Source organism: Streptomyces aureus (assembly GCF_000725495.1).
Taxonomy (GTDB): Bacteria; Actinomycetota; Actinomycetes; order Streptomycetales; family Streptomycetaceae; genus Streptomyces; species Streptomyces aureus_B.
This window is the reverse complement of the sequence record NZ_JNZD01000012.1, coordinates 17981-37057: the sequence shown is the minus strand read 5'-3', so window position 1 is coordinate 37057 and position 19077 is coordinate 17981. Positions and strand designations below refer to the sequence as shown.

11 protein-coding genes are annotated in these 19077 nt (G+C 73.0%); 9 read left to right on the top strand and 2 right to left on the bottom strand.

What is annotated here, in order from left to right; genetic code table 11:
* Nucleotides 1-15: 15 nt before the first annotated feature.
* On the bottom strand, nt 16-1335 hold the full coding sequence (locus IO36_RS17820) for an MFS transporter (RefSeq protein WP_037621043.1): 1320 nt from the start codon (nt 1333-1335) through the stop codon (nt 16-18).
* 181 nt (nt 1336-1516) lie between these two features.
* Between IO36_RS17820 and IO36_RS17815 the strand changes: the two genes are divergently transcribed.
* The 4 genes from IO36_RS17815 to IO36_RS17800 all read left to right on the top strand — a co-directional run bounded on the left by IO36_RS17815 (nt 1517) and on the right by IO36_RS17800 (nt 9756).
* Nucleotides 1517-2221: a GntR family transcriptional regulator gene (locus tag IO36_RS17815; RefSeq protein ID WP_037621042.1), complete on the top strand. Its 705-nt coding sequence runs from the start codon at nt 1517-1519 to the stop codon at nt 2219-2221.
* Between the two features lie 220 nt (nt 2222-2441).
* Complete coding sequence (locus IO36_RS17810) at nt 2442-3959, top strand: hypothetical protein (protein WP_037621041.1); 1518 nt, start codon at nt 2442-2444, stop codon at nt 3957-3959.
* A gap of 220 nt (nt 3960-4179) precedes the next feature.
* Entirely contained in the window at nt 4180-5058 is an 879-nt protein-coding gene (locus tag IO36_RS17805; RefSeq protein WP_037621040.1) for a hypothetical protein, read from the top strand.
* Between the two features lie 63 nt (nt 5059-5121).
* Nucleotides 5122-9756, top strand: coding sequence for a coiled-coil domain-containing protein (locus IO36_RS17800; RefSeq protein WP_037621039.1), 4635 nt, complete (start codon nt 5122-5124; stop codon nt 9754-9756).
* Nucleotides 9757-9917: 161 nt separating this feature from the next.
* On the opposite strand, the gene IO36_RS17795 is transcribed toward IO36_RS17800, so the two are convergent.
* Complete coding sequence (locus tag IO36_RS17795) at nt 9918-10571, bottom strand: hypothetical protein (RefSeq protein ID WP_107065735.1); 654 nt, start codon at nt 10569-10571, stop codon at nt 9918-9920.
* A gap of 405 nt (nt 10572-10976) precedes the next feature.
* On the opposite strand from IO36_RS17795, the gene IO36_RS17790 reads away from it, so the two are divergent.
* From IO36_RS17790 to IO36_RS17770, 5 genes are read left to right on the top strand one after another with little or no spacing between them, the layout of a single operon-like run.
* Nucleotides 10977-13922: a sensor histidine kinase gene (locus tag IO36_RS17790; RefSeq protein WP_037621037.1), complete on the top strand. Its 2946-nt coding sequence runs from the start codon at nt 10977-10979 to the stop codon at nt 13920-13922.
* Nucleotides 13919-14359, top strand: coding sequence for a roadblock/LC7 domain-containing protein (locus IO36_RS17785; protein WP_037621036.1), 441 nt, complete (start codon nt 13919-13921; stop codon nt 14357-14359). Before IO36_RS17790 ends, IO36_RS17785 begins: the two co-directional genes overlap by 4 nt.
* 9 nt (nt 14360-14368) lie before the next feature.
* Nucleotides 14369-14764, top strand: a complete 396-nt coding sequence (locus tag IO36_RS17780) for a DUF742 domain-containing protein (RefSeq protein ID WP_037621035.1) — start codon at nt 14369-14371, stop codon at nt 14762-14764.
* Nucleotides 14765-14788: 24 nt separating this feature from the next.
* Nucleotides 14789-18430 carry a hydantoinase B/oxoprolinase family protein gene (locus tag IO36_RS17775; protein WP_037621034.1) on the top strand — a complete coding sequence of 1214 codons (3642 nt, stop codon included), beginning with the start codon at nt 14789-14791 and terminating at the stop codon, nt 18428-18430.
* A complete protein-coding gene (locus IO36_RS17770; protein ID WP_037621033.1) occupies nt 18411-19019 on the top strand; it encodes a GTP-binding protein in 609 nt (202 codons plus the stop codon). The genes IO36_RS17775 and IO36_RS17770 overlap by 20 nt, the downstream gene beginning before the upstream one ends.
* Nucleotides 19020-19077: the final 58 nt, after the last annotated feature.

Genomic DNA, 19077 nt, shown 5'->3' with positions numbered 1-19077 from the left:
CCTGGACGGTGTCGTTCACAGGAGCTCCTTGCCACGGGTCTCGGGGAGTCCGGTCAGGGCGAGCGCGGCCAGCGCGTAGCCGATCGCGCCGAAGACCAGCGCCCCGCCCACGCCCCAGCTGTCGGCCAGGAAGCCGACCGTGGTGGGGAAGGCGGCGCCGACGGCCCGCCCGGTGTTGTACGCGAAGCCCTGTCCCGTGCCGCGCACCGCGACCGGGTACAGCTCGCTGAGGAACGAGCCGAAGCCGCTGAAGATCGCCGACATGCAGAAGCCGAGGGGGAAACCGAGCACCAGGAGAAGGGTGTCGGCCCCGCTCGGGATGTTCGCGTACGCCAGGATGCAGGCCGCGGAGAGGACCGCGAAGAGCAGGATGTTGCGTTTGCGGCCCAGTCTGTCGGTGAGCAGACCGCCCGTGAGGTAGCCGAGGAAGGCGCCGGAGATCAGGAGCGTCAGGTAGCCGCCGGTGCCGACGACGGACAGTCCGCGTTCCGTCTTCAGATACGTGGGCACCCAGGTGGCCAGCGTGTAGTAGCCGCCCTGGACACCGGTGGAGAGCAGCACCGCGAAGACCGTGGTGCGCAGCAGGCCCGGGCTCGTCGCCGTACCGGGCCTGAAGAGCGCGGTGAAGGATCCCCTGTCCGCGCTCCGCTCGCGGGCCGCGGCCGCCTCGGGGGCGTCGTGCACCTGGCGCCTGACCCACACCACCAGCAGCGCGGGCAGGGCGCCGGTCCAGAACATCACGCGCCAGGCGAGGCCCTCGTCGACGTACTGGAAGACCAGCGTGTAGACGACGACCGCCAGACCCCAGCCGACGGCCCAGGCGCTCTGGACGGCGCCGAGCGTGCGCCCGCGGTGGCGCGGGCTCGCGTACTCGGCGACCAGGACGGCACCGACCGCCCACTCTCCGCCGAAGCCGAGCCCCTGGAGGGCGCGGAACACCAGCAGGGTCTCGTAGTTCGGCGCGAAACCGCAGGCCACGGTGAACACCGCGTAGGTGACGACCGTGATCATCAGCGCCTTGACGCGTCCGATCCGGTCCGCGACCACACCGGCGACGGCGCCGCCGACCGCGGACACGACCAGCGTGACCGTGGTGAACAGACCGGTCTGACCGCTGTCGAGGCCGAAGTACGCCGCGAGGGCGACCATGCTCAGCGGCAGGGTGAAGTAGTCGTACGAGTCGAGGCCGTAGCCGCCGAACGCGCCGCCGAAGGCGCGCCGGCCGCGGGGGCCGAGGGCGCGCAGCCAGCCGAACGCGCCGTCCCGCGCGCCGGGTTCACCCGTGGCGGGTGGGGTGCCGGGGGTCAGGGCCTGGGGTGGAGGGGTCGTGCTCATGGGCACCTCGCAGTGGGAGACGGAGAGTGCGTGAGGACCGAGCCGAGCCGTGCGGAAGCCTTCGGGCGCGGGGCCGTTCGCGGTGACACGGAGAGCGCCTGCCCGACAACGTAGAGGATCGTTGAACGATCCCTCAATACCCGTGTTGTTTCGTTCTTCTCTCTGCGGTTGAATTCCGGGCATGGCAGAGCTGACGGAACTGGCCGACGACCGAGCCCTGTTGGGCCGCACCAGCACCGCCGAGCGGGTCTCGGACATCCTCAGGAGCCGCATCGCCGAGGGCTTCTTCCCGCCCGGGACGCGGCTGTCGGAGGACAGCATCGGCGGCGCCCTCGGCGTCTCGCGCAACACGCTGCGGGAGGCGTTCCGGCTGCTCACGCACGAGCGGCTGCTGGTGCACGAGCTCAACCGGGGGGTCTTCGTGCGGGTCCTCACCGTCGAGGACGTCGAGGACATCTACCGCACCCGGTCCCTCGTCGAGTGCGCCGTGGTCCGCGGGCTCGGCAGTCCGCCGTACGCCCTCGAGGGGATCGGCAGGGCCGTCTCCGACGGGCAGCGGGCGGCCCGCGAAGGTGACTGGAAAGGTGTGTCGACCGCCAACATCCACTTCCACCGGGAACTGGTCGCGCTCGCCGGCAGCGCCCGTACCGACGAGGTGATGCGCAGCGTCTTCGCGGAGCTGCGGCTGGCGTTCCACGTCGTGGACGACCCCCAGCGGCTCCACGAGCCCTATCTCGCGCGCAACCACGAGATCCTGAAGACCCTCACGGCGGGCGACCGGGACGGCGCGGAGCGTCTCCTCGCCGCCTACCTCGACGACTCGCTCAGGGGTCTGGTCGAGGTGTACGCGCGCCGGGTCGCCGACGGGGGACAGGGCACGGGCTGACGGGCACGGCCTGACGGGTACGCATGGCGCGCGGCGGGTGTGGCATCGGCCACGCGGCCGGCGCCTGCCGGCCTCCGGTCCCGCTGCGGGCGGGGGTGCCTCGGCCATCGGGGTGGCTGGGTGCGACGAGGCGGGCCCCGCGGGTTGTGGTGCCGGCGTGACGGCGGTCGCTTCTGCGCCGTTTCGACCGTTGTCGGACCGAGGACCTACTCTGTGCAGCGTGACTTCGCCTGTATCGACGGACCGCGTTCCGCCCCAGCTCAGCGCGGGACCGCGCCCTGCGCCGGGCCCGGCCGCCGACGAGGGCCTGGCGCGGCGGCTGCGGGCGCTCGCCTGCACCGCGCCGCTGCACGACCTGGACATGCGCAAGGCGAACCTCGCGGGCGAGTACTCGGTGTACGGCATGGCCGAGGTGGCCCTCGCCGCCATCGATCTCGTCACACTGAACATGGACTTCGACACGGGTGCCGACCACGACCAGATAGTGGCCCGGCTCATCCCGCGCATCGCCGCCCAGGCCCCCGCCCGCCCGGTCGCCGAGCACGAGCGCGTGGCCCGCTGGGTCCTGGAGAACCTGATCAACGTCGGCAGCGTCGACCGCGGCTTCCGGGCCGTGTACGGCACCTTCGCCCCCGACGGCACCTACGTCCGGCGCGACTACGACTTCAAGCTGATCGAGGAAGTGCCGGGATACGGAGGCGGTGTCTACCTCCGTACGACCGACGAGGCGGTCAACGTCCTCGTCGGCGCCCTCGACACCGATGTCACCAGCGCGCAGATCGCCGCCGAGGTCAAGCTGGAGGTCCTGATCAGCCGCGGCCGGCTGGCCGACGCCCAGCTCGCCGCCGAGCAGGCCCGCTACCGCACCGTGCAGTACGCGGAGACGCTGCGCAAGGCACTCGACGCCACCCGGCGCAACGTCCGGGCCGTCGACTGGCTCCAGGCCGTGCCCGACATGATCGCCGAGGCCCTGGACCACGTGGCCGACCGGTACCGCCACGAGAACGCGATCCTCACCAACATCCGCAAGGCCCGTGACGAGTCCGAGGACCCCGAGCAGAAGCGGCGCGCCGCCGAGCTCGTCGACATAGTCAAGGACTGCATCCGCCGTCACACCCAGCTCCAGTCCCGCCTCCTCGAAGCCGGCCCGCTGTTCCGCGCCGAACAGGACCGGCAGGCCTTCGGCACCCCCATGACCACCGCGGGCATCGACCTGTACGGCCATCTGGTCGCGCCGGTGCTTCCCCTGCCGGTGGAGGGGGCGCTGCGGGTCACGGACGCCTTCTTCCGGCGCGGGACGGGCCTGCGCACCCCCGTCGCCGTACGGGTCGCGGACCTCGTCGACATCCTGCTGACCCCGCCGATGGAGCGCGAGCACCTCGGCGCCGAGATGCCCGAGCCCGACCTGATCGCCACTCCCGACGACAGCCGCTTCAGCGAGGAGCAGCTCGCCTCGGCCCAGGAGCTGCTGAACCTCCCGCCCGACGCGCCGCGCCGGCTGTCGGGACTGCTCGCGGAGGCCCGCGACCGCGACCCCGACCTGCCGTATCTGGTCGCCCTGCTCGCCGTGCACGCCGCGAGCCCGCCGGTCGGCACCGCCTACCGCCAGGGCGAGGAGCGCCTGCTGTTCGCCGTGGACGACGGCACCGAGCTGGACGACCCGGAATTCGGCGGGGCCGACCTGATCGTCGGCATGGCGCTGCTCGACGCGGCCGGGATGAAGGCGGACCGGGCATGAGGCATCCGTCCCCCGAAGCCGCGCGCCCCAGGTCACCCCGGTCCTTCGCGTCCGGCGCCGCGGGCCGCACCCGCCCGGCGACGCACTGTCCCCGGGACCCGGCGGGACTTCGGGCGCAGGGTCCGGCGCAGTCGCGTCCCTCGGGCGCACGGGCCTCGCACCGGGCGGCCGCCCGCGTCCCTGCACGTACCCTCGTACTTCCGACCAAGGAGCTTCAGCCGTGAACGAGCACGTCGAGTGGAGTGAACCGGAGGCCACCGCCACACCGGCGAACGCCCCCGTCACCCCTGCCGACGCCGCCGACGCGGCGCGGCTCGTCGCCTTCGGGCTGCAGCCCAAGCTGCAGCCCGCGCGCGACCAGGAGTACACCGAGCTGCTGCGCCGCTACCGTGAGGACCCGCCCTTCGCGCGGCTCGCCGACGCGGTCGCCGCGGGCCTCGGGCTCGTCGTCCTGGAGGTGTCCCCGCGCGCGGGGATGGCCGTGACCGCCGCCGAGGACTCGGTCTTCGCCGTCCGCATGGGCGACTACGCGCGCCGCGCCTCGACCGACTCCGGGGACCGGTTCCTGCACGGTCTCGCCCACCTCGCCGTGGCCGCCCTGGCCTTCCCGCGCCCCGAGGACCTCGCCGACGACGGCTACATCGGGCGCGTCTCGGTCAACGGCGTCGACGCCTTCGTACGACAGGCCTGCCGGCGCCTGGAGGAGCGGGCCGAGGAGACCGGCGAGAACACCGACCCGGCGACCGACGCCCCCGGGCTGGAGGCGGCCTGGCGGATCTGGGCACGGCGCAGCTCCACCGGCGCCACCAAGGACGCGCGAAGACTGGCGGGCTCGACGACCGGCATCATCGCCAAGGCCGTCGCCTTCCTCACCGACTCCGGGTTCCTCCAGCGCACCGGGGACGACGCCGGCGGGACCTACCGCACGACGGCCCGCTACCAGCTGCAGGTCCGCGACATGGCGGGCAGCGCGGCCATGGCGGAACTCCTGGAGCTCGGGATCGTTCCGGTGACGGACGGTACGGCGAGCCTGCTGCCCGCTGAGGACACCGACGACCTGGAGCTCGTGGCCGGCGCCGGACTGCCGTTCCACTCCTGACGTCCGCCGCCCTCCCGGCCCCCTCCACGACCTCCCCCCTTTCGACTACGAGAGTCCGCCGCCATGTACGAGCTGTCCCGGGTCCGCCTCCACTCCATCGGGCCCGCCGGTGCGCGTTACGCCGACACCGTGCTGGACCTGCGCGGAGTCGGTGAGCCCGTACCCGACCCGGCGCCCACCCAGGCGGAGTTCTTCGCGGAGGAGCCGGTCGGCCCGCCGCGCCGGCCCGCGCCCGCCGGTGTGCTCTTCCTGGAGAACGGCGGCGGCAAGTCCGTCCTGCTCAAGCTGATCTTCTCGGTCATGCTCCCCGGCCACCGCAACACCCTCGGCGGCGCCAGCTCCGGCGTGCTGCGCAAGTTCCTGCTCGCCGACGACTGCGGACACGTCGCCCTGGAGTGGCAGCACACGCTCACCGGCGAGTGCGTGGTGGTCGGCAAGGCGAGCGAGTGGCGCGGACGGCAGGTCTCCAACGACCCGCGGAAGTTCGCCGAGGCCTGGTACTCGTTCCGGCCCGGTCCCGGGCTCAGCCTGGACAACCTGCCCGTCGCCGAGGCCACTTCGGTGCGCCCGCCGGTCGAGGGTGCCTCCGGCGCGCAGGGACGCCGGCGCACCATGAAGGGCTTCCGCGACGCGATCACCGAGGCGGGCAAGGCCTACCCGCACCTGGAGGTGCACTGGGAGGAGATCCACGACCGCTGGAACGAACACCTCGGCGACCTGGGCCTGGACCCCGAACTCTTCCGCTACCAGCGGGAGATGAACGCCGACGAGGGCGAGGCCGCCGGCCTCTTCGCGGTCAAGAAGGACTCCGACTTCACCGATCTGCTGCTGCGCGCGGTCACCGACACCCGCGACACCGACGGCCTCGCCGACCTCGTCGGCGGCTTCGGCAACAAGCTGGGGCGCCGCGCCGAACTCATGGCGGAGCGCGACTTCACCGCCGGTTCCGTGGACCTGCTCGGCCGCATCGTCGACGCCGCCGGGGCGCGGGCACGCGCGCGTGACATCCACGCCGGCGCCGAGCGGCGCACCAGGACGCTGGCACGCCGACTGTCCGCCCGGGCCGTCCAGGAACGCGTGCGCGCCGGGGAGCTCGCCCAGCGCGTGACCGCCGCCGCCTACGCCGTCACCCACGCCGAGGGCGCCCGCGAGCGCAGCGCGCTGATCGCCGCCGAACTCGCCTACCGCCACGCCTCGCTGGCCCTCGCCGGCGCCGAGAAGTCCGCCGCCGCGCAGAAGCGCGAGCTCGCCGACGCCCGCACCTTGCACGCGGCCTGGCAGGCCGCCGAGGCCGTGCTGCGCCACCGTGCCGCCGCCGACCGCTCCACCCGCGTCGCCGACGCGATCCGCGAGGCCGAGCGGGACGCCGCTCCCGCGCTCGCGGCCCGCGCCACCGCCGCCGTCGACCTCGTCCGTGCGCTGCACCGGGCCGCCGAGGGCGCCGAGGCACTCGCCAACGAGGAGGAGGAGCGCTCCTCGGGCCTCCAGGAAGCGGGCGAGACCGCGTACGCCGACTCGACCGCGGCCGCGACCGCCGCGCAGCGCGCCCGCAGCGAGATCGGGCACCTGCGCCAGCGGCTGGCCGAGGTCGAGCAGGAGACCGCCGAGGCGGTCCGGGCCGGCTGGCTCGACGACAGCGCCCCCGACGCCGACCCGGCCCGCGCCGCCCTGGCCGCGAGCGACGCCGAGAAGAGCGCCGTCGCCGCCTGGGACACCGCGCGCGAGGCCGCCCGTCACACCGCCGACCAGGCACGGGAGGCGGCCTCCGCCGAGTCCCGCGCCGAGCTGACGGCCGCCCGCGCGGCCGACGCGGCCACGGCCGCCGAGCGCTCGCACGAAGCGGAGCGGCGCACGGCCGAGACCCTGGCGCAGGAGGAACGGCTCGCGGAGCTGCTCAGCCTGCCCGGTGCCGGCACCCCGCGCATGGTTCCGCAGCCGCGCCGCGACGAGGAGTCCGACGGCCCGGTCCCCTCGGCGGGCGGGGCACCACTGACCGCCGAGGAACTCGACCGCTACGCCGACGACGTCCGCGGCCTTCTCGACGAGACCGTCGCCTCCGCCGAGCGGCAGCTCTTCGACCTGCGCACCGACGCGGCCGACGACGCCCGCATCCTCGGGGCGCTCGGCGACGGCGGACTCCTCCCGCCCGGCCCGGACGTCCTCGCCGCCGTCGAGTACCTCGGCGAGCACGGCATTCCCGCGCTGCCCGGCTGGCGCTATCTCGCCCAGGCCGTCGACCCCGTCGACCACGCGCGCGTCCTGGCCGCCCGGCCCGAACTCGTCGACGGTGTGATCATCACCGACCCGGACACCCACGCCCGGGCCCGCGAGGTCCTCGGCGACGCCGCCCTGCTGCCCCGCTCGACGGTGGCCGTCGGAACGGCCGCCGCCCTGCTCGCCCCCACTCCGGCCGCCGACACGGACGACGGCGGGGTCTTCCTCGTCCCGCCGAACCCGGCCATGCACGACGAGCACGCCGCCGACGAGGAGCGCCAGGCACTGCGGGCCCGGACGGTCCTGCGCGACGAGGAGATCCGCGGCCTCGCCGCCCGTCTCGGCAAGGACCGCGAGCTGGCCGCGCGCCTCGCGTCCTGGCGCACCGGCTGCCCCGCCGGGCGGCTCGCCGAACTGGCCGCGGCCGCCGTGGAGGCGCGCGCGTTCGCCGAGGAGGCCGAGGCCGAGCTCGCCGAGGCCCGCACCGTCCGGGCGGAGGCCGACGAGACGGCGGCCGAGGCCGCCCATGTCCGCGACGAGCGCCAGGAGGCCGCACAGAAGGCCCGGCGCGCCGCCGACGCGCTCGCCGGACTCGCCTTCCGGCTGCGCGAGCGCGCCGGCTGGCAGGTCAGGCTCCGCGAACTCGCCGACGAGGCGACGGAGTCGGAGGCCCGCGCCCAGGTGTGCCTGGAGCGCGCCCGCGCCGCCGACGAGGACCGCCGTGCCGCCCAGCGCGCGGCCGACGACGCCCGCCGCACGGCCCGCGCGCTGCGTGCCGAACGCGCGGAGATCGCCGGTGCCCCCGACGAGGTGACCCACGACGGTGCCGCCCCGGCCAAGGCCTCGCTGCCCGCCCTGCGCGAGGCCTACCGGGCCGCGTCGCAGCTCTACGAGAAGGTCGGCGTCGGCGCCGACCTGCGGGCCGAGCAGGCACGCGCCGAGAGCGACGAGACCGCCGCCCTCGCGGAGCTGGACCGGCTCAGCAACAAGGTCCGCACCCGCGCCGGCCAGCTCCTCGAATCACCGGACGGCTCGGACGGCCCCTCCCGGCAGGCCGCCGCCGCCCGCGCCGAGGAGCTCGTGCAGCTCCTGGAGACCCGGATGTCGACCGCGAGCGAACAGCTCGGCCGGCTCCGCGGCGAGGCCGAGCGGCACGCGCCCGAGGAGGGCGAGGCCCACACCGAACTGGCCGAGGACCTGGTTCCCGAGGACGCCGAGCAGGCCCAGACCCTCCTGCGCACCGCCACGGCCCAACTCGCCTCCCGCACCGAGGCGTTGAACCAGGCGCGCGAGGCGCACGCCGAGTTCCTCGACGCCCACCGGTCCGCCGAGGACGCGGCCGGCGGCTTCGACGAGACGGCCGCGCTCCTGCGCGACCTGCTCCGCGACCACGTCGACGAGGAGCACGACGAACCCGAGCCCTACCCCGGCACGCTGGAGGAGGCCCGTCACTCGGCCGCCGAGAGCCGTCGCTCCCTGCGCGGCTGCGCCGCCGACCTGACCACCGCCGAGGCCGCCGTCCGCGAGGCGAGCGACATCCTCGTGCGGCACGCCAACTCCACGCGCTACGAGCAGGTGCGCACCCCTGCCCGGCAGCAGATCCGCGAGCTGCCCGCTTCCTCGCTGCCCGAGCACGCGCAGAAGTGGGCGGACGCGTTCGCCCCCCGGCTGCGGGTGCTGACCGACGAACTGGCGCAGCTGGAACGCAACCGGGACTCGATCGTGGACCGGCTGCGCGGGCTCGTCGAGTCCTCCCTCGCCACCCTCCGTTCGGCCCAGCGGCTGTCCCGGCTGCCGGAGGGACTGGGGGAGTGGTCGGGGCAGGAGTTCCTGCGCATCCGCTTCGAGGAACCCGACCAGGCGACCCTCACCGAACGGCTCGGCGAGGTGGTGGACGAAGCCACCCGCGCGGCGGTCAAGAAGAACTCCGACATGCGGCGCGACGGCATGTCCCTGCTGCTGCGCGGGGTCAGTGCCGCCCTCCAGCCCAAGGGCGTCGCCGTCGAGATCCTCAAGCCGGACGCCGTGCTGCGCGCCGAGCGCGTGCCCGTCGGACAGATGGGCGACGTGTTCTCCGGCGGCCAGCTGCTCACCGCCGCCATCGCCCTGTACTGCACGATGGCCGCGCTGCGCAGCAACGACCGGGGCCGCGACAAGCACCGGCACGCCGGCACCCTGTTCCTCGACAACCCCATCGGACGCGCCAACGCGACATATCTGCTGGAGCTCCAGCGGGCCGTCTCGGACGCGCTGGGCGTCCAGCTCCTGTACACCACCGGCCTGTTCGACACGACCGCGCTCGCCGAGTTCCCGCTGGTCATCAGGCTGCGCAACGACGCCGACCTCCGCGCGGGGCTGAAGTACATCAGTGTGGAGGAGCATCTGCGGCCGGGGCTGCCGCGCGAGGCGGCCGCCGGGGAAGCCGTGCACACCGAGATCACCGCGACCCGGATGTTCAAGCGCCCGGCACCGGTCACCCCGTAGCGGCGCCTTCGGGTCCGGCCGTCGGAACGAAACTGTCCGACGGCCGCTCCCCGCGGGCCGGGTTGTGATAAACGGCTTCGGCCCCCGTCCGTAGTGGCGAGGGAGCCCTCGAGGACGGCCGGTCCGCCGAAGCGCCGGGCCGTGGAGAGCTCCCGCTCCGCCTACGAGTGCGACAACTGGCCGGCCCCGCCGCGCCTGCGTATCCGCTCCTGGGCCCGCGCCGCGATCCGTGCCTGACGCCGGGCCTTGCGACGCTCGCGCCGCAGCGCCCGCGCGGTGCTGCTCGGCACCGACACCACGCCGTTCCGCTGGTTCCACACCTGCCGCGTCACCCAGATGTCCAGCACGGCCCAGGTGGCGACGACCGTGCCGGCCACGCTGCTGACGACCATCGGGAACGCCAGCCAGGATTCCGCCATCGTGCACAGGAAGGCCACCACGGCCTGGATCAGCGTGACCGCGATGACGAGCACCGCGCGCACGGCGGACGTCCGCACCGGGTCGGGCAGCCGGCGCCTGCGCGCGGGCTCCTCGATCCACAACGGGCGGTAGTAGGCCCGCTCTTCGTGGCTCTCGTATCCGTTCGTGGCAGCGCCCTTCTCCTCGGCCCGGCCACCCCGCTCCGGGGCGGTGTCCTGGAGGTCCGCCGTGCCGGGCCGTTCCGTCGCCGATCCCGTGTCCGGACGGACGCGCCCCGGTGCCGGGACGCCCTCCTCCGGTTCCCGGGTGGCCAGTTGTGCCGCCTTTCGTGTCGCGACCTCAGCAGCGGGTGCCCCGCTCCGCTCCGCCGTGCCCATCAACTTGTCACTCCCCACCGCCCGGCAGTCCTCTCGCACGGGTGTCTCGCGACCCCCGCCCCCCAGTCAGTGCCCGGCTTGCGCTCTTTTACGCCGACTGAGCGCGGCATGCGACGCCTGTGGCCGATTCCGCCCTCAATTCCCGTACAGACAGACGAACGACCTGCCCCGAAGATTCCCGCCGAGCGAAGAATTTCGGCCAACTGACGAAGTTCCCCACTCCGATGGGATCCGGCCCCAAGTGCCGCATCCAGGGGCGCAATCTCCCCCAATGAACGGACAACTCCCCATGTCTCGTGCCCCGTCGGGCCGGGATCATCCCCTGAAGGGTCTTAGAGATGCCTACGGGTCAGTAGTAGGCTCACGCCGTTTGTTGACGCACATGTGTGCCCCCGGTCCCCGGGGGTCGAGCTGGGGGAGGCCATGCGCTTTCGCGGGAAGTCCATCCGCCGGAAGATTGTGGCGCTGCTCCTCGTGCCCCTGGTGTCGTTGACCGCGATCTGGGCTTTCGCCACCGTGCTGACGGGACGTGAGGCCGGCGAACTCTTCGCCGTCTCCGAGGTCGTGAAGAAGGTCGGCCACCCCGCCGAGGACACCGTCAGGGTTCTCCAGCGCGAACGCCGCCGGACACTCGTCTACCTGGCCGATCCTCGCGCCTCCGACGGACTCGACGCGCTGAGGCGCAGCCGCGCCGCCACGGACCGTGTCCTGGCGAGGCTCCGCGGCAACGCCAAGGACAAGGGTGTCCGTGAGGACCTCGGCTCGGGCACGTCGGAGCGCCTCACCTCCCTCCTCGACGCCGTCGACGGGATCTCCTCGCTGCGCAACGGCGTCGAGGACGGCACCATCGACCGCGTCCAGGCCCTCGGCCTGTACGACCGGCTCATCGACCCCTGCTACGTCCTGCTGGCGAACCTGCACGGGGTCGACGACGTGGAGCTGGACAAGGAGAACCGCGCCCTCGTCAACGTGTCCCGCGCCCGCGAACTCCTCTCCCGCGAGGACGCCCTCCTCGGCTCCGCGCTCGTCTCCGGACACCTCACCCGGGACGAACTCCGCCAGATCTCCGACCTCGTGGCCCAGCGCACGCTGCTGTACGACGTCAGCCTCCCGCTGCTCCCCTCCCAGGACCGCGCCCGCTTCGAGCGCTACTGGGGGAACGCCGCCACCGGACCGCTGCGCGCGGCCGAGCAGACCGTCGCCGGCTCCGGGGCCGGCACGCCGCGCGGAGTCACCGCGAAGAGCTGGGACAGCGCGGCCGGACACGTGCTCACCGAACTCGGCGAACTCGAGGACCGGGCCGGTGACCACTACCGGGACCGCGTCAGGCCCGTGGCCATGAGCGTCATCCTCCAGGCCGTCGGCGCAGGCGTGGTCGGTCTGATCGCCCTGCTGGTCTCGCTCTTCATGTCCGTGCGCATCGGCCGCAGCCTCATCCGCGACCTCAGGCGGCTGCGCATGGAGGCCCACGAAGCGTCCGGCGTCCGGCTGCCCAGCGTCATGCGCAGGCTCTCCGCCGGCGAACAGGTCGACGTCGAGACCGAGGTGCCACGCCTGGAGTACGACCGGAACGAGATCGGCGAGGTCGGACAGGCCCTCAACACCCTTCAGCGCGCCGCCGTCGAGGCCGCCGTCAAGCAGTCCGAACTGCGCGAGGGCGTCTCCGAGGTCTTCGTCAACCTCGCCCGTCGCAGCCAGGTGCTGCTGCACAAGCAGCTCACGCTCCTCGACACCATGGAACGCAGGACCGAGGACACCGACGAGCTGGCCGACCTGTTCCGCCTCGACCACCTGACCACCCGTATGCGGCGCCACGCCGAGGGACTGGTCATCCTGTCCGGCGCCGCGCCCTCACGGCAGTGGCGCAAGCCCGTCCAGCTCATGGACATCGTCCGCGCCGCCGTCGCCGAGGTCGAGGACTACGAACGCGTCGAGGTACGCCGCCTGCCGCGCGTGGCCGTCACGGGTCCCGCCGTCGCCGACGTCACCCATCTGGTGGCCGAACTCCTCGAGAACGCGACGGTGTTCTCGCCCCCGCACACGGCCGTCCACGTCGTCGGCGAGCGCGTCGCCAACGGCTTCACGCTGGAGATCCACGACCGCGGCCTCGGCATGACCGCCGAAGCTCTGCTCGACGCCAACCTGCGGCTCGCCGAGACCCCCGAGTTCGAGCTCTCCGACACCGACCGGCTCGGCCTCTTCGTGGTCAGCCGGCTCGCCCAGCGCCAGAACGTCCGCGTCTCGCTCCAGCCTTCCCCCTACGGCGGCACCACCGCGGTCGTCTTCATGCCGGACGCCCTGCTCACCGACGACGTGCCGGACACCAACGGCATCGGCTTCCGCCTCGATCGAGCCCTACCCAAGGACCGGGCGTCCGGGAAGGCCACGCTCGCCGAGTCGTCGACGCGGCTCCCGGGGCTGCCCTCCTCCGTCCTGGACGGCCCCGTCGAGCTGGACGCACCAGTCGACCTGGACACCCTCACCGGATTCCCCGGCGCCCTCGGCGACGACGACAGCGAGCGCGGAGGACTCTTCCGCCCGCGGCGATCCATCGCAGGTGTTCCCACTGGGCACGACACCGAGGCCGGCGACGACCCCGCCGTCCCAGGGGACGACGACCGTGCCGACGGCGCCCCCGTACCACTGCCGCGCCGCAGGACGCCCAAGCTGGTCAGCTCCCACGGCCGTCCTGTCAGCTCCACCGGATCGTGGCGCGACCAGGACGAGAACCGGACCGGGGAACCGGCGGCCGGGTGGGACCCCGAGGCGGAGGGGCCGGACCACCGGGAACGCCGTGCGCCCGGACCCGAAGGAACGAAGCCGCTGCCCAGGAGGCGTGGCGAGCGGTCCTCCGCCCCGGCCGGGCACGGCGTCGAGCGCTCCGGCGTTCCCTCGCCCCGCGCGTCCCTCGGCCCCGCCGGGAGACCCGCTCTCCACGAGGCGTCCGAGTCCGCCGCGACGCCGGTCCGCCGCGGGAGCACCGCGAGCCCCGAAACCCCGGGCCGCCACGAGGCTCCGGCGCTGCCCCGGCGCACCCGCACCACGGCGTCCCCCGCGAGCCCGGACGACACCACCGCGCAGCGCTACACCACGGCAGAGCAGGCGGAAGCGGGCACGGCCCCGCTGCCCCGCCGCGTCCGGCAGGCCAATCTGGCCCCGCAGTTGAAGGACGGCCCGGCCCGGCTCGCCGAACGCGGCGACGGCCTCGGCGCCGCGGGGCCCGACCCCGTCGAACGGGACGCCGACGAAGTACGCAGCCGCATGGCCTCGCTCCAGCGTGGCTGGCAGCGCGGCCGCGAAGAGAACGCCGAGGGCGACCAGGCCCAGGACGGCTCAGCACGAGGAACGACAAAGGGGGACGGTCGATGACCGCACCGAAGGCCGCAGGGCCCGCCACGACCAGCAACGTCACCGGCGAGCTGAACTGGCTTCTCGACGAGCTGGTGGACCGCGTCGCCAGCATCAACAAGGCGATCGTGCTCTCCGGAGACGGTCTGCCCACCGGCGCCTCGAAGGACCTGACCCGCGAGGACAGCGAACACCTGGCCGCCGTCGCCTCCGGCTTCCACAGCCTCGCCAAGGGCGTCGGCCGGCACTTCGACGCGGGCGGTGTCCGCCAGACCGTCGTCGAACTCGACGAGGCCTTCCTGTTCGTCACCGCCGCCGGGGACGGCAGCTGCCTGGCCGTCCTCTCGGACGCCGACTCCGACGTGGGCCAGGTCGCCTACGAGATGACGCTTCTCGTCAAGCGGGTCGGCGCGCATCTGGCATCCGTTCCGCGCACCGATCTGCCTTCGGGCGGGTAGTGGGATGACATGAGCGGAGACGGTCAGGGAAGACGCCACTGGTTCGACGACGAGGCGGGACCGGTGGTCCGCCCGTACGCGATGACCCGGGGCCGCACCACCAGCGCGGCCCAGCACCGCCTCGACCTGATCGCGCTGGTGGTCACGGAACAGCACGCCGAGGACCCCGAGGCGGACCACACGCTGTCCCCGGAACACGTGGACATCGTCGAACTCTGCCGTGACGTCCCCCAGTCGGTCGCCGAACTGGCGGCCGGACTCGATCTGCCCATCGGAGTGGTGCGGGTCCTGATCGGGGACCTGGTGGATGACGAAATGGTGCATGTGACACGTCCCGTACCCCCCGCCGAGCTGCCGGACGAGAGTATTCTGCGCGACGTGATCAGCGGCCTCAGGGCGCTCTGAGCTGGGCGGAAACGGGGAACAGACGTGACAGGCTGGCAGTTCTGGGTCGACCGGGGCGGTACCTTCACGGACATCGTCGCGCGGCGCCCGGACGGCCGGCTGCTCACGCACAAACTGCTGTCCGAGAACCCCGCCCGCTACGCCGACGCCGCGGTCGCGGGCGTCCGTGAACTCCTCCGCCACGCGGGAGACACCACGGGCGCCCGGGTCGACGCCGTCCGCATGGGCACCACCGTCGCGACCAACGCGCTCCTCGAACGCAAGGGCGAGCGCACGCTCCTCGTCACCACCCGGGGCTTCCGCGACGCCCTGCGCATCGCCTACCAGAACCGCCCGGCCATCTTCGCCCGCGCGATCGAACTCCCCGAACTGCTCCACGAACGGGTCGTCGAGGTCGACGAACGGATCGCCGCCGACGGCACCGTCCTGCGGGCCCCCGACCTGGAAGCGCTCGCCACGTCGCTCCAGGAGGCCTACGACGACGGGATCCGCGCGGTCGCCGTGGTCTGCCTGCACAGCCATCTCCACCCCGCCCACGAACAGGCCGTCGGCGAGCTGGCGACACGTGTCGGCTTCCCGCAGGTCTCCCTGTCCAGCGAGGTCAGCCCGCTGATGAAGCTGGTTCCGCGCGGTGACACGGCCGTCGTCGACGCCTACCTGTCGCCCGTGCTGCGCCGCTACGTCCAGCGGGTCGCCGACGAACTCCAGGGCGTGCGGCTGATGTTCATGCAGTCCAACGGAGGGCTCACCGAGGCCGGACAGTTCCGGGGCAAGGACGCCATCCTCTCGGGACCGGCGGGCGGCATCGTCGGCATGGCCCGGATGTCGCACCTCGCCGGCCACGACCGCGTCATCGGCTTCGACATGGGCGGCACCTCCACGGACGTCTCCCACTTCGCCGGAGACTACGAGCGGACCTTCACCACCCACATCGCCGGGATCCGGCTGCGCGCCCCGATGCTGGACATCCACACCGTCGCCGCGGGCGGCGGATCGGTGCTCCACTTCGACGGCTCCCGCTACCGCGTCGGCCCCGACTCGGCCGGCGCCGCACCGGGCCCCGCCTGCTACCGCAACGGCGGTCCGCTGACGGTCACCGACGCCAACGTCGCCCTCGGCCGCGTCCAGCCCGACCACTTCCCGAAGGTGTTCGGCCCCGACGGCGACCAGCCCCTCGACACCGCGCTCGTCCACGACCGGTTCACCGCGCTCGCCGAGGAGATCCACGAGAGCACCGGCGACACCCGCACCCCGGAGCAGGTCGCCGAGGGCTTCCTGCAGATCGCCGTCGCCAACATCGCGAACGCCGTCAAACGGATCTCCGTCCAGAAGGGCCACGACGTCACCCGCTACGCGCTCACCACGTTCGGTGGCGCAGGCGGCCAGCACGCGTGCATGGTCGCCGACTCGCTCGGCATCCGCACCGTCCTGGTCCCGCCCATGGCGGGCGTCCTGTCCGCCCTCGGCATCGGACTCGCCGACACCACGGCCATGCGCGAGCAGTCCGTCGAAACCCCCCTCGAACCCGCCGCGATGGCCAGCATTTTCAAGACGGCCGACGATCTGGAGAGCGCCACCCGCGCCGAACTCCTTGCCGAGGACGTCCCCGAGGAGCGCATCCGGATCACCCGCAGGGCACAGCTCCGCTACGACGGCACGGACACGGCACTGACCGTCGGGCTCACCGAGCCCGACACCATGACCCACGCCTTCGAAGAACGCCATCGCGCCACCTACTCCTTCACCCTCGACCGTCCGGTCGTCGTCGAATCCCTCTCCGTGGAAGCCACCGGTCTCACCGAACCCCCCGACCTCTCCGCCCTCGCACCCCGTGAAACCGCTTCCGCCGCACCCACCGCCACCGCCCCGACCGTCCGCCTCCACACCGGCGGCGCCTGGCACGACGCACCCCTGCACCGACGTGAGGAACTCGCGCCGGGCGAGACGGTGAACGGGCCGGCGATCATCGCGGAGGCCGGCTCGACGACCGTCGTCGACGACGGCTGGCGGGCCGCCACGACCGACGACGGGCATCTGGTCATGGAACGCGCGGCGATCACGGAGAGTTCCGAACTGGGCACGCAAGCCGATCCCGTCCTGCTCGAGGTCTTCAACAACCTGTTCATGTCGATCGCCGAACAGATGGGCGCCCGGCTGGAGTCGACCGCCCAGTCCGTCAACATCAAGGAGCGGCTGGACTTCTCCTGCGCCCTGTTCGACCCGGACGGAAACCTGGTGGCCAACGCCCCGCACATCCCGGTCCACCTGGGTTCGATGGGCACGAGCGTGCAGGAGGTCGTCCGCCGCCGCGGCGACACCATGCGGCCCGGCGACACCTACGCCGTCAACGACCCGTACCACGGTGGCACCCACCTCCCCGACGTCACCGTGATCACCCCGGTCTTCGACACGGAGGGTGAGCGGATCCTGTTCTACGTCGCCTCACGGGGCCACCACGCCGAGATCGGCGGCATCGCGCCGGGCTCCATGCCGGCGAACAGTCGCGCCATCGACGAGGAGGGCGTCCTCTTCGACAACTGGCTGCTCGCCGAGGACGGACGCTTCCGCGAGACGGAGACACGGGACCTGCTCACGGCCGGACCCCATCCCTCGCGCAATCCGGGGACCAACCTCGCCGACCTGCGCGCCCAGATCGCCGCCAACCGCAAGGGCGTCGACGAAGTCGGCCGCATGATCGAGGACTTCGGGCTCGACGTCGTCCAGGCGTACATGCGGCACGTCCAGGACAACGCCGAGGAAGCGGTGCGGCGCGTCGTCGACACGCTCCAGGACGGCGAGTTCGCCTACGAGACGGACTCCGGCGCGGTCATCCGCGTCCGGGTCTCCGTCGACCGCGAGGCACGCTCCGCCACCGTCGACTTCACCGGCACCTCGGCGCAGCTCGCCACCAACTTCAACGCGCCCTTCGCCGTGGTCAACGCCGCCGTCCTGTACGTCTTCCGCACCCTGGTGAACGACGACATCCCGCTCAACGACGGCTGCCTGCGGCCCCTGCGCATCGTCGTGCCACCGGGATCGATGCTCGCCCCCGAGCCGCCCGCCGCCGTCGTCGCCGGGAACGTGGAGACGTCCCAGGCGATCACCGGCGCCCTCTACGCCGCCCTGGGCGTGCAGGCCGAGGGCTCCGGCACCATGAACAACGTCACCTTCGGAAACGAGCGCCACCAGTACTACGAGACCGTGGCCTCCGGATCGGGCGCCGGGGACGGCTTCCCCGGAGCACCCGTCGTACAGACCCACATGACCAACTCGCGGCTCACCGATCCCGAGGTCCTGGAGTGGCGACTGCCCGTCAGACTCGACGAGTTCGCGATTCGACACGGCAGCGGCGGCCCCGGACACTGGCGGGGCGGCGACGGCGCCGTACGGCGTATCAGGTTCCTCGAGCCGATGACCGTATCCACGCTCTCGCAGCACCGTAGGGTGCCGCCGTACGGCATGGCGGGCGGCGAGCCCGGTGCCCTCGGCGTCAACCGGGTCGAACGCGCCGACGGCACCGTCACGGAACTCGGCGGCAGCGATGCGGCGGACGTCGGACCCGGCGACGTACTCGTCGTCGAAACCCCCGGCGGCGGTGGCTACGGCCCACCGCCGCACGACCCCCACACAGCAGGAGAAGAGATCGATGATCTTCGGGCGTTCTGAGCGCGGGAAGCCTCCGGTCGAGCCCGTCACGCTCAAGATCCTTGTCGCGGGCGGCTTCGGCGTGGGCAAGACGACCCTCGTCGGCGCGGTCAGCGAGATCAGGCCGCTGCGCACCGAGGAAGTCCTCACCGAGGCGGGCCGCCCGGTCGACGACATCAGCGGTGTGGAGGGCAAGCACACCACGACCGTCGCCATGGACTTCGGCCGCATCACCCTGCGCGAGGACCTGGTCCTCTATCTGTTCGGGACCCCCGGCCAGGACCGCTTCTGGTTCCTGTGGGACGAGCTCGCCACCGGCGCCCTGGGCGCCGTCGTGCTGGCCGACACCCGGCGCCTGGAGGACTGCTTCGCGGCGGTCGACTACTTCGAGCGGCGCTCCATACCCTTCGTGGTCGGAGTCAACTGCTTCGACGAGGCGGCCCGTTACCCCGCCGACGCCGTGCGCCAGGCCCTCGACCTCGATCCGGGCGTCCCCGTCGTCCTGTGCGACGCCCGGGACCGCGAGTCCGTCAAGGAAGTCCTGATCAGCGTCGTCCAGCACGCGATGGCCCACGCGGCGGCCGCCCGTGAGGCCGCAGTCGCCACCTGACCCGGGCCCCGACCGGCCGTTGCGCCTGACTCGATGTCCGCGGCCGTCACCGCCCGGC

Coding starts and splice junctions, on each gene's coding strand:
- IO36_RS17790 (WP_037621037.1), top strand. CDS start 10,977: ATGCGCTTTCGCGGGAAGTCCATCCGCCGGAAGATTGTGGCGCTGCTC.
- IO36_RS17800 (WP_037621039.1), top strand. CDS start 5,122: ATGTACGAGCTGTCCCGGGTCCGCCTCCACTCCATCGGGCCCGCCGGT.
- IO36_RS17815 (WP_037621042.1), top strand. CDS start 1,517: ATGGCAGAGCTGACGGAACTGGCCGACGACCGAGCCCTGTTGGGCCGC.
- IO36_RS17770 (WP_037621033.1), top strand. CDS start 18,411: ATGATCTTCGGGCGTTCTGAGCGCGGGAAGCCTCCGGTCGAGCCCGTC.
- IO36_RS17785 (WP_037621036.1), top strand. CDS start 13,919: ATGACCGCACCGAAGGCCGCAGGGCCCGCCACGACCAGCAACGTCACC.
- IO36_RS17820 (WP_037621043.1), bottom strand. CDS start 1,335: ATGAGCACGACCCCTCCACCCCAGGCCCTGACCCCCGGCACCCCACCC.
- IO36_RS17780 (WP_037621035.1), top strand. CDS start 14,369: ATGAGCGGAGACGGTCAGGGAAGACGCCACTGGTTCGACGACGAGGCG.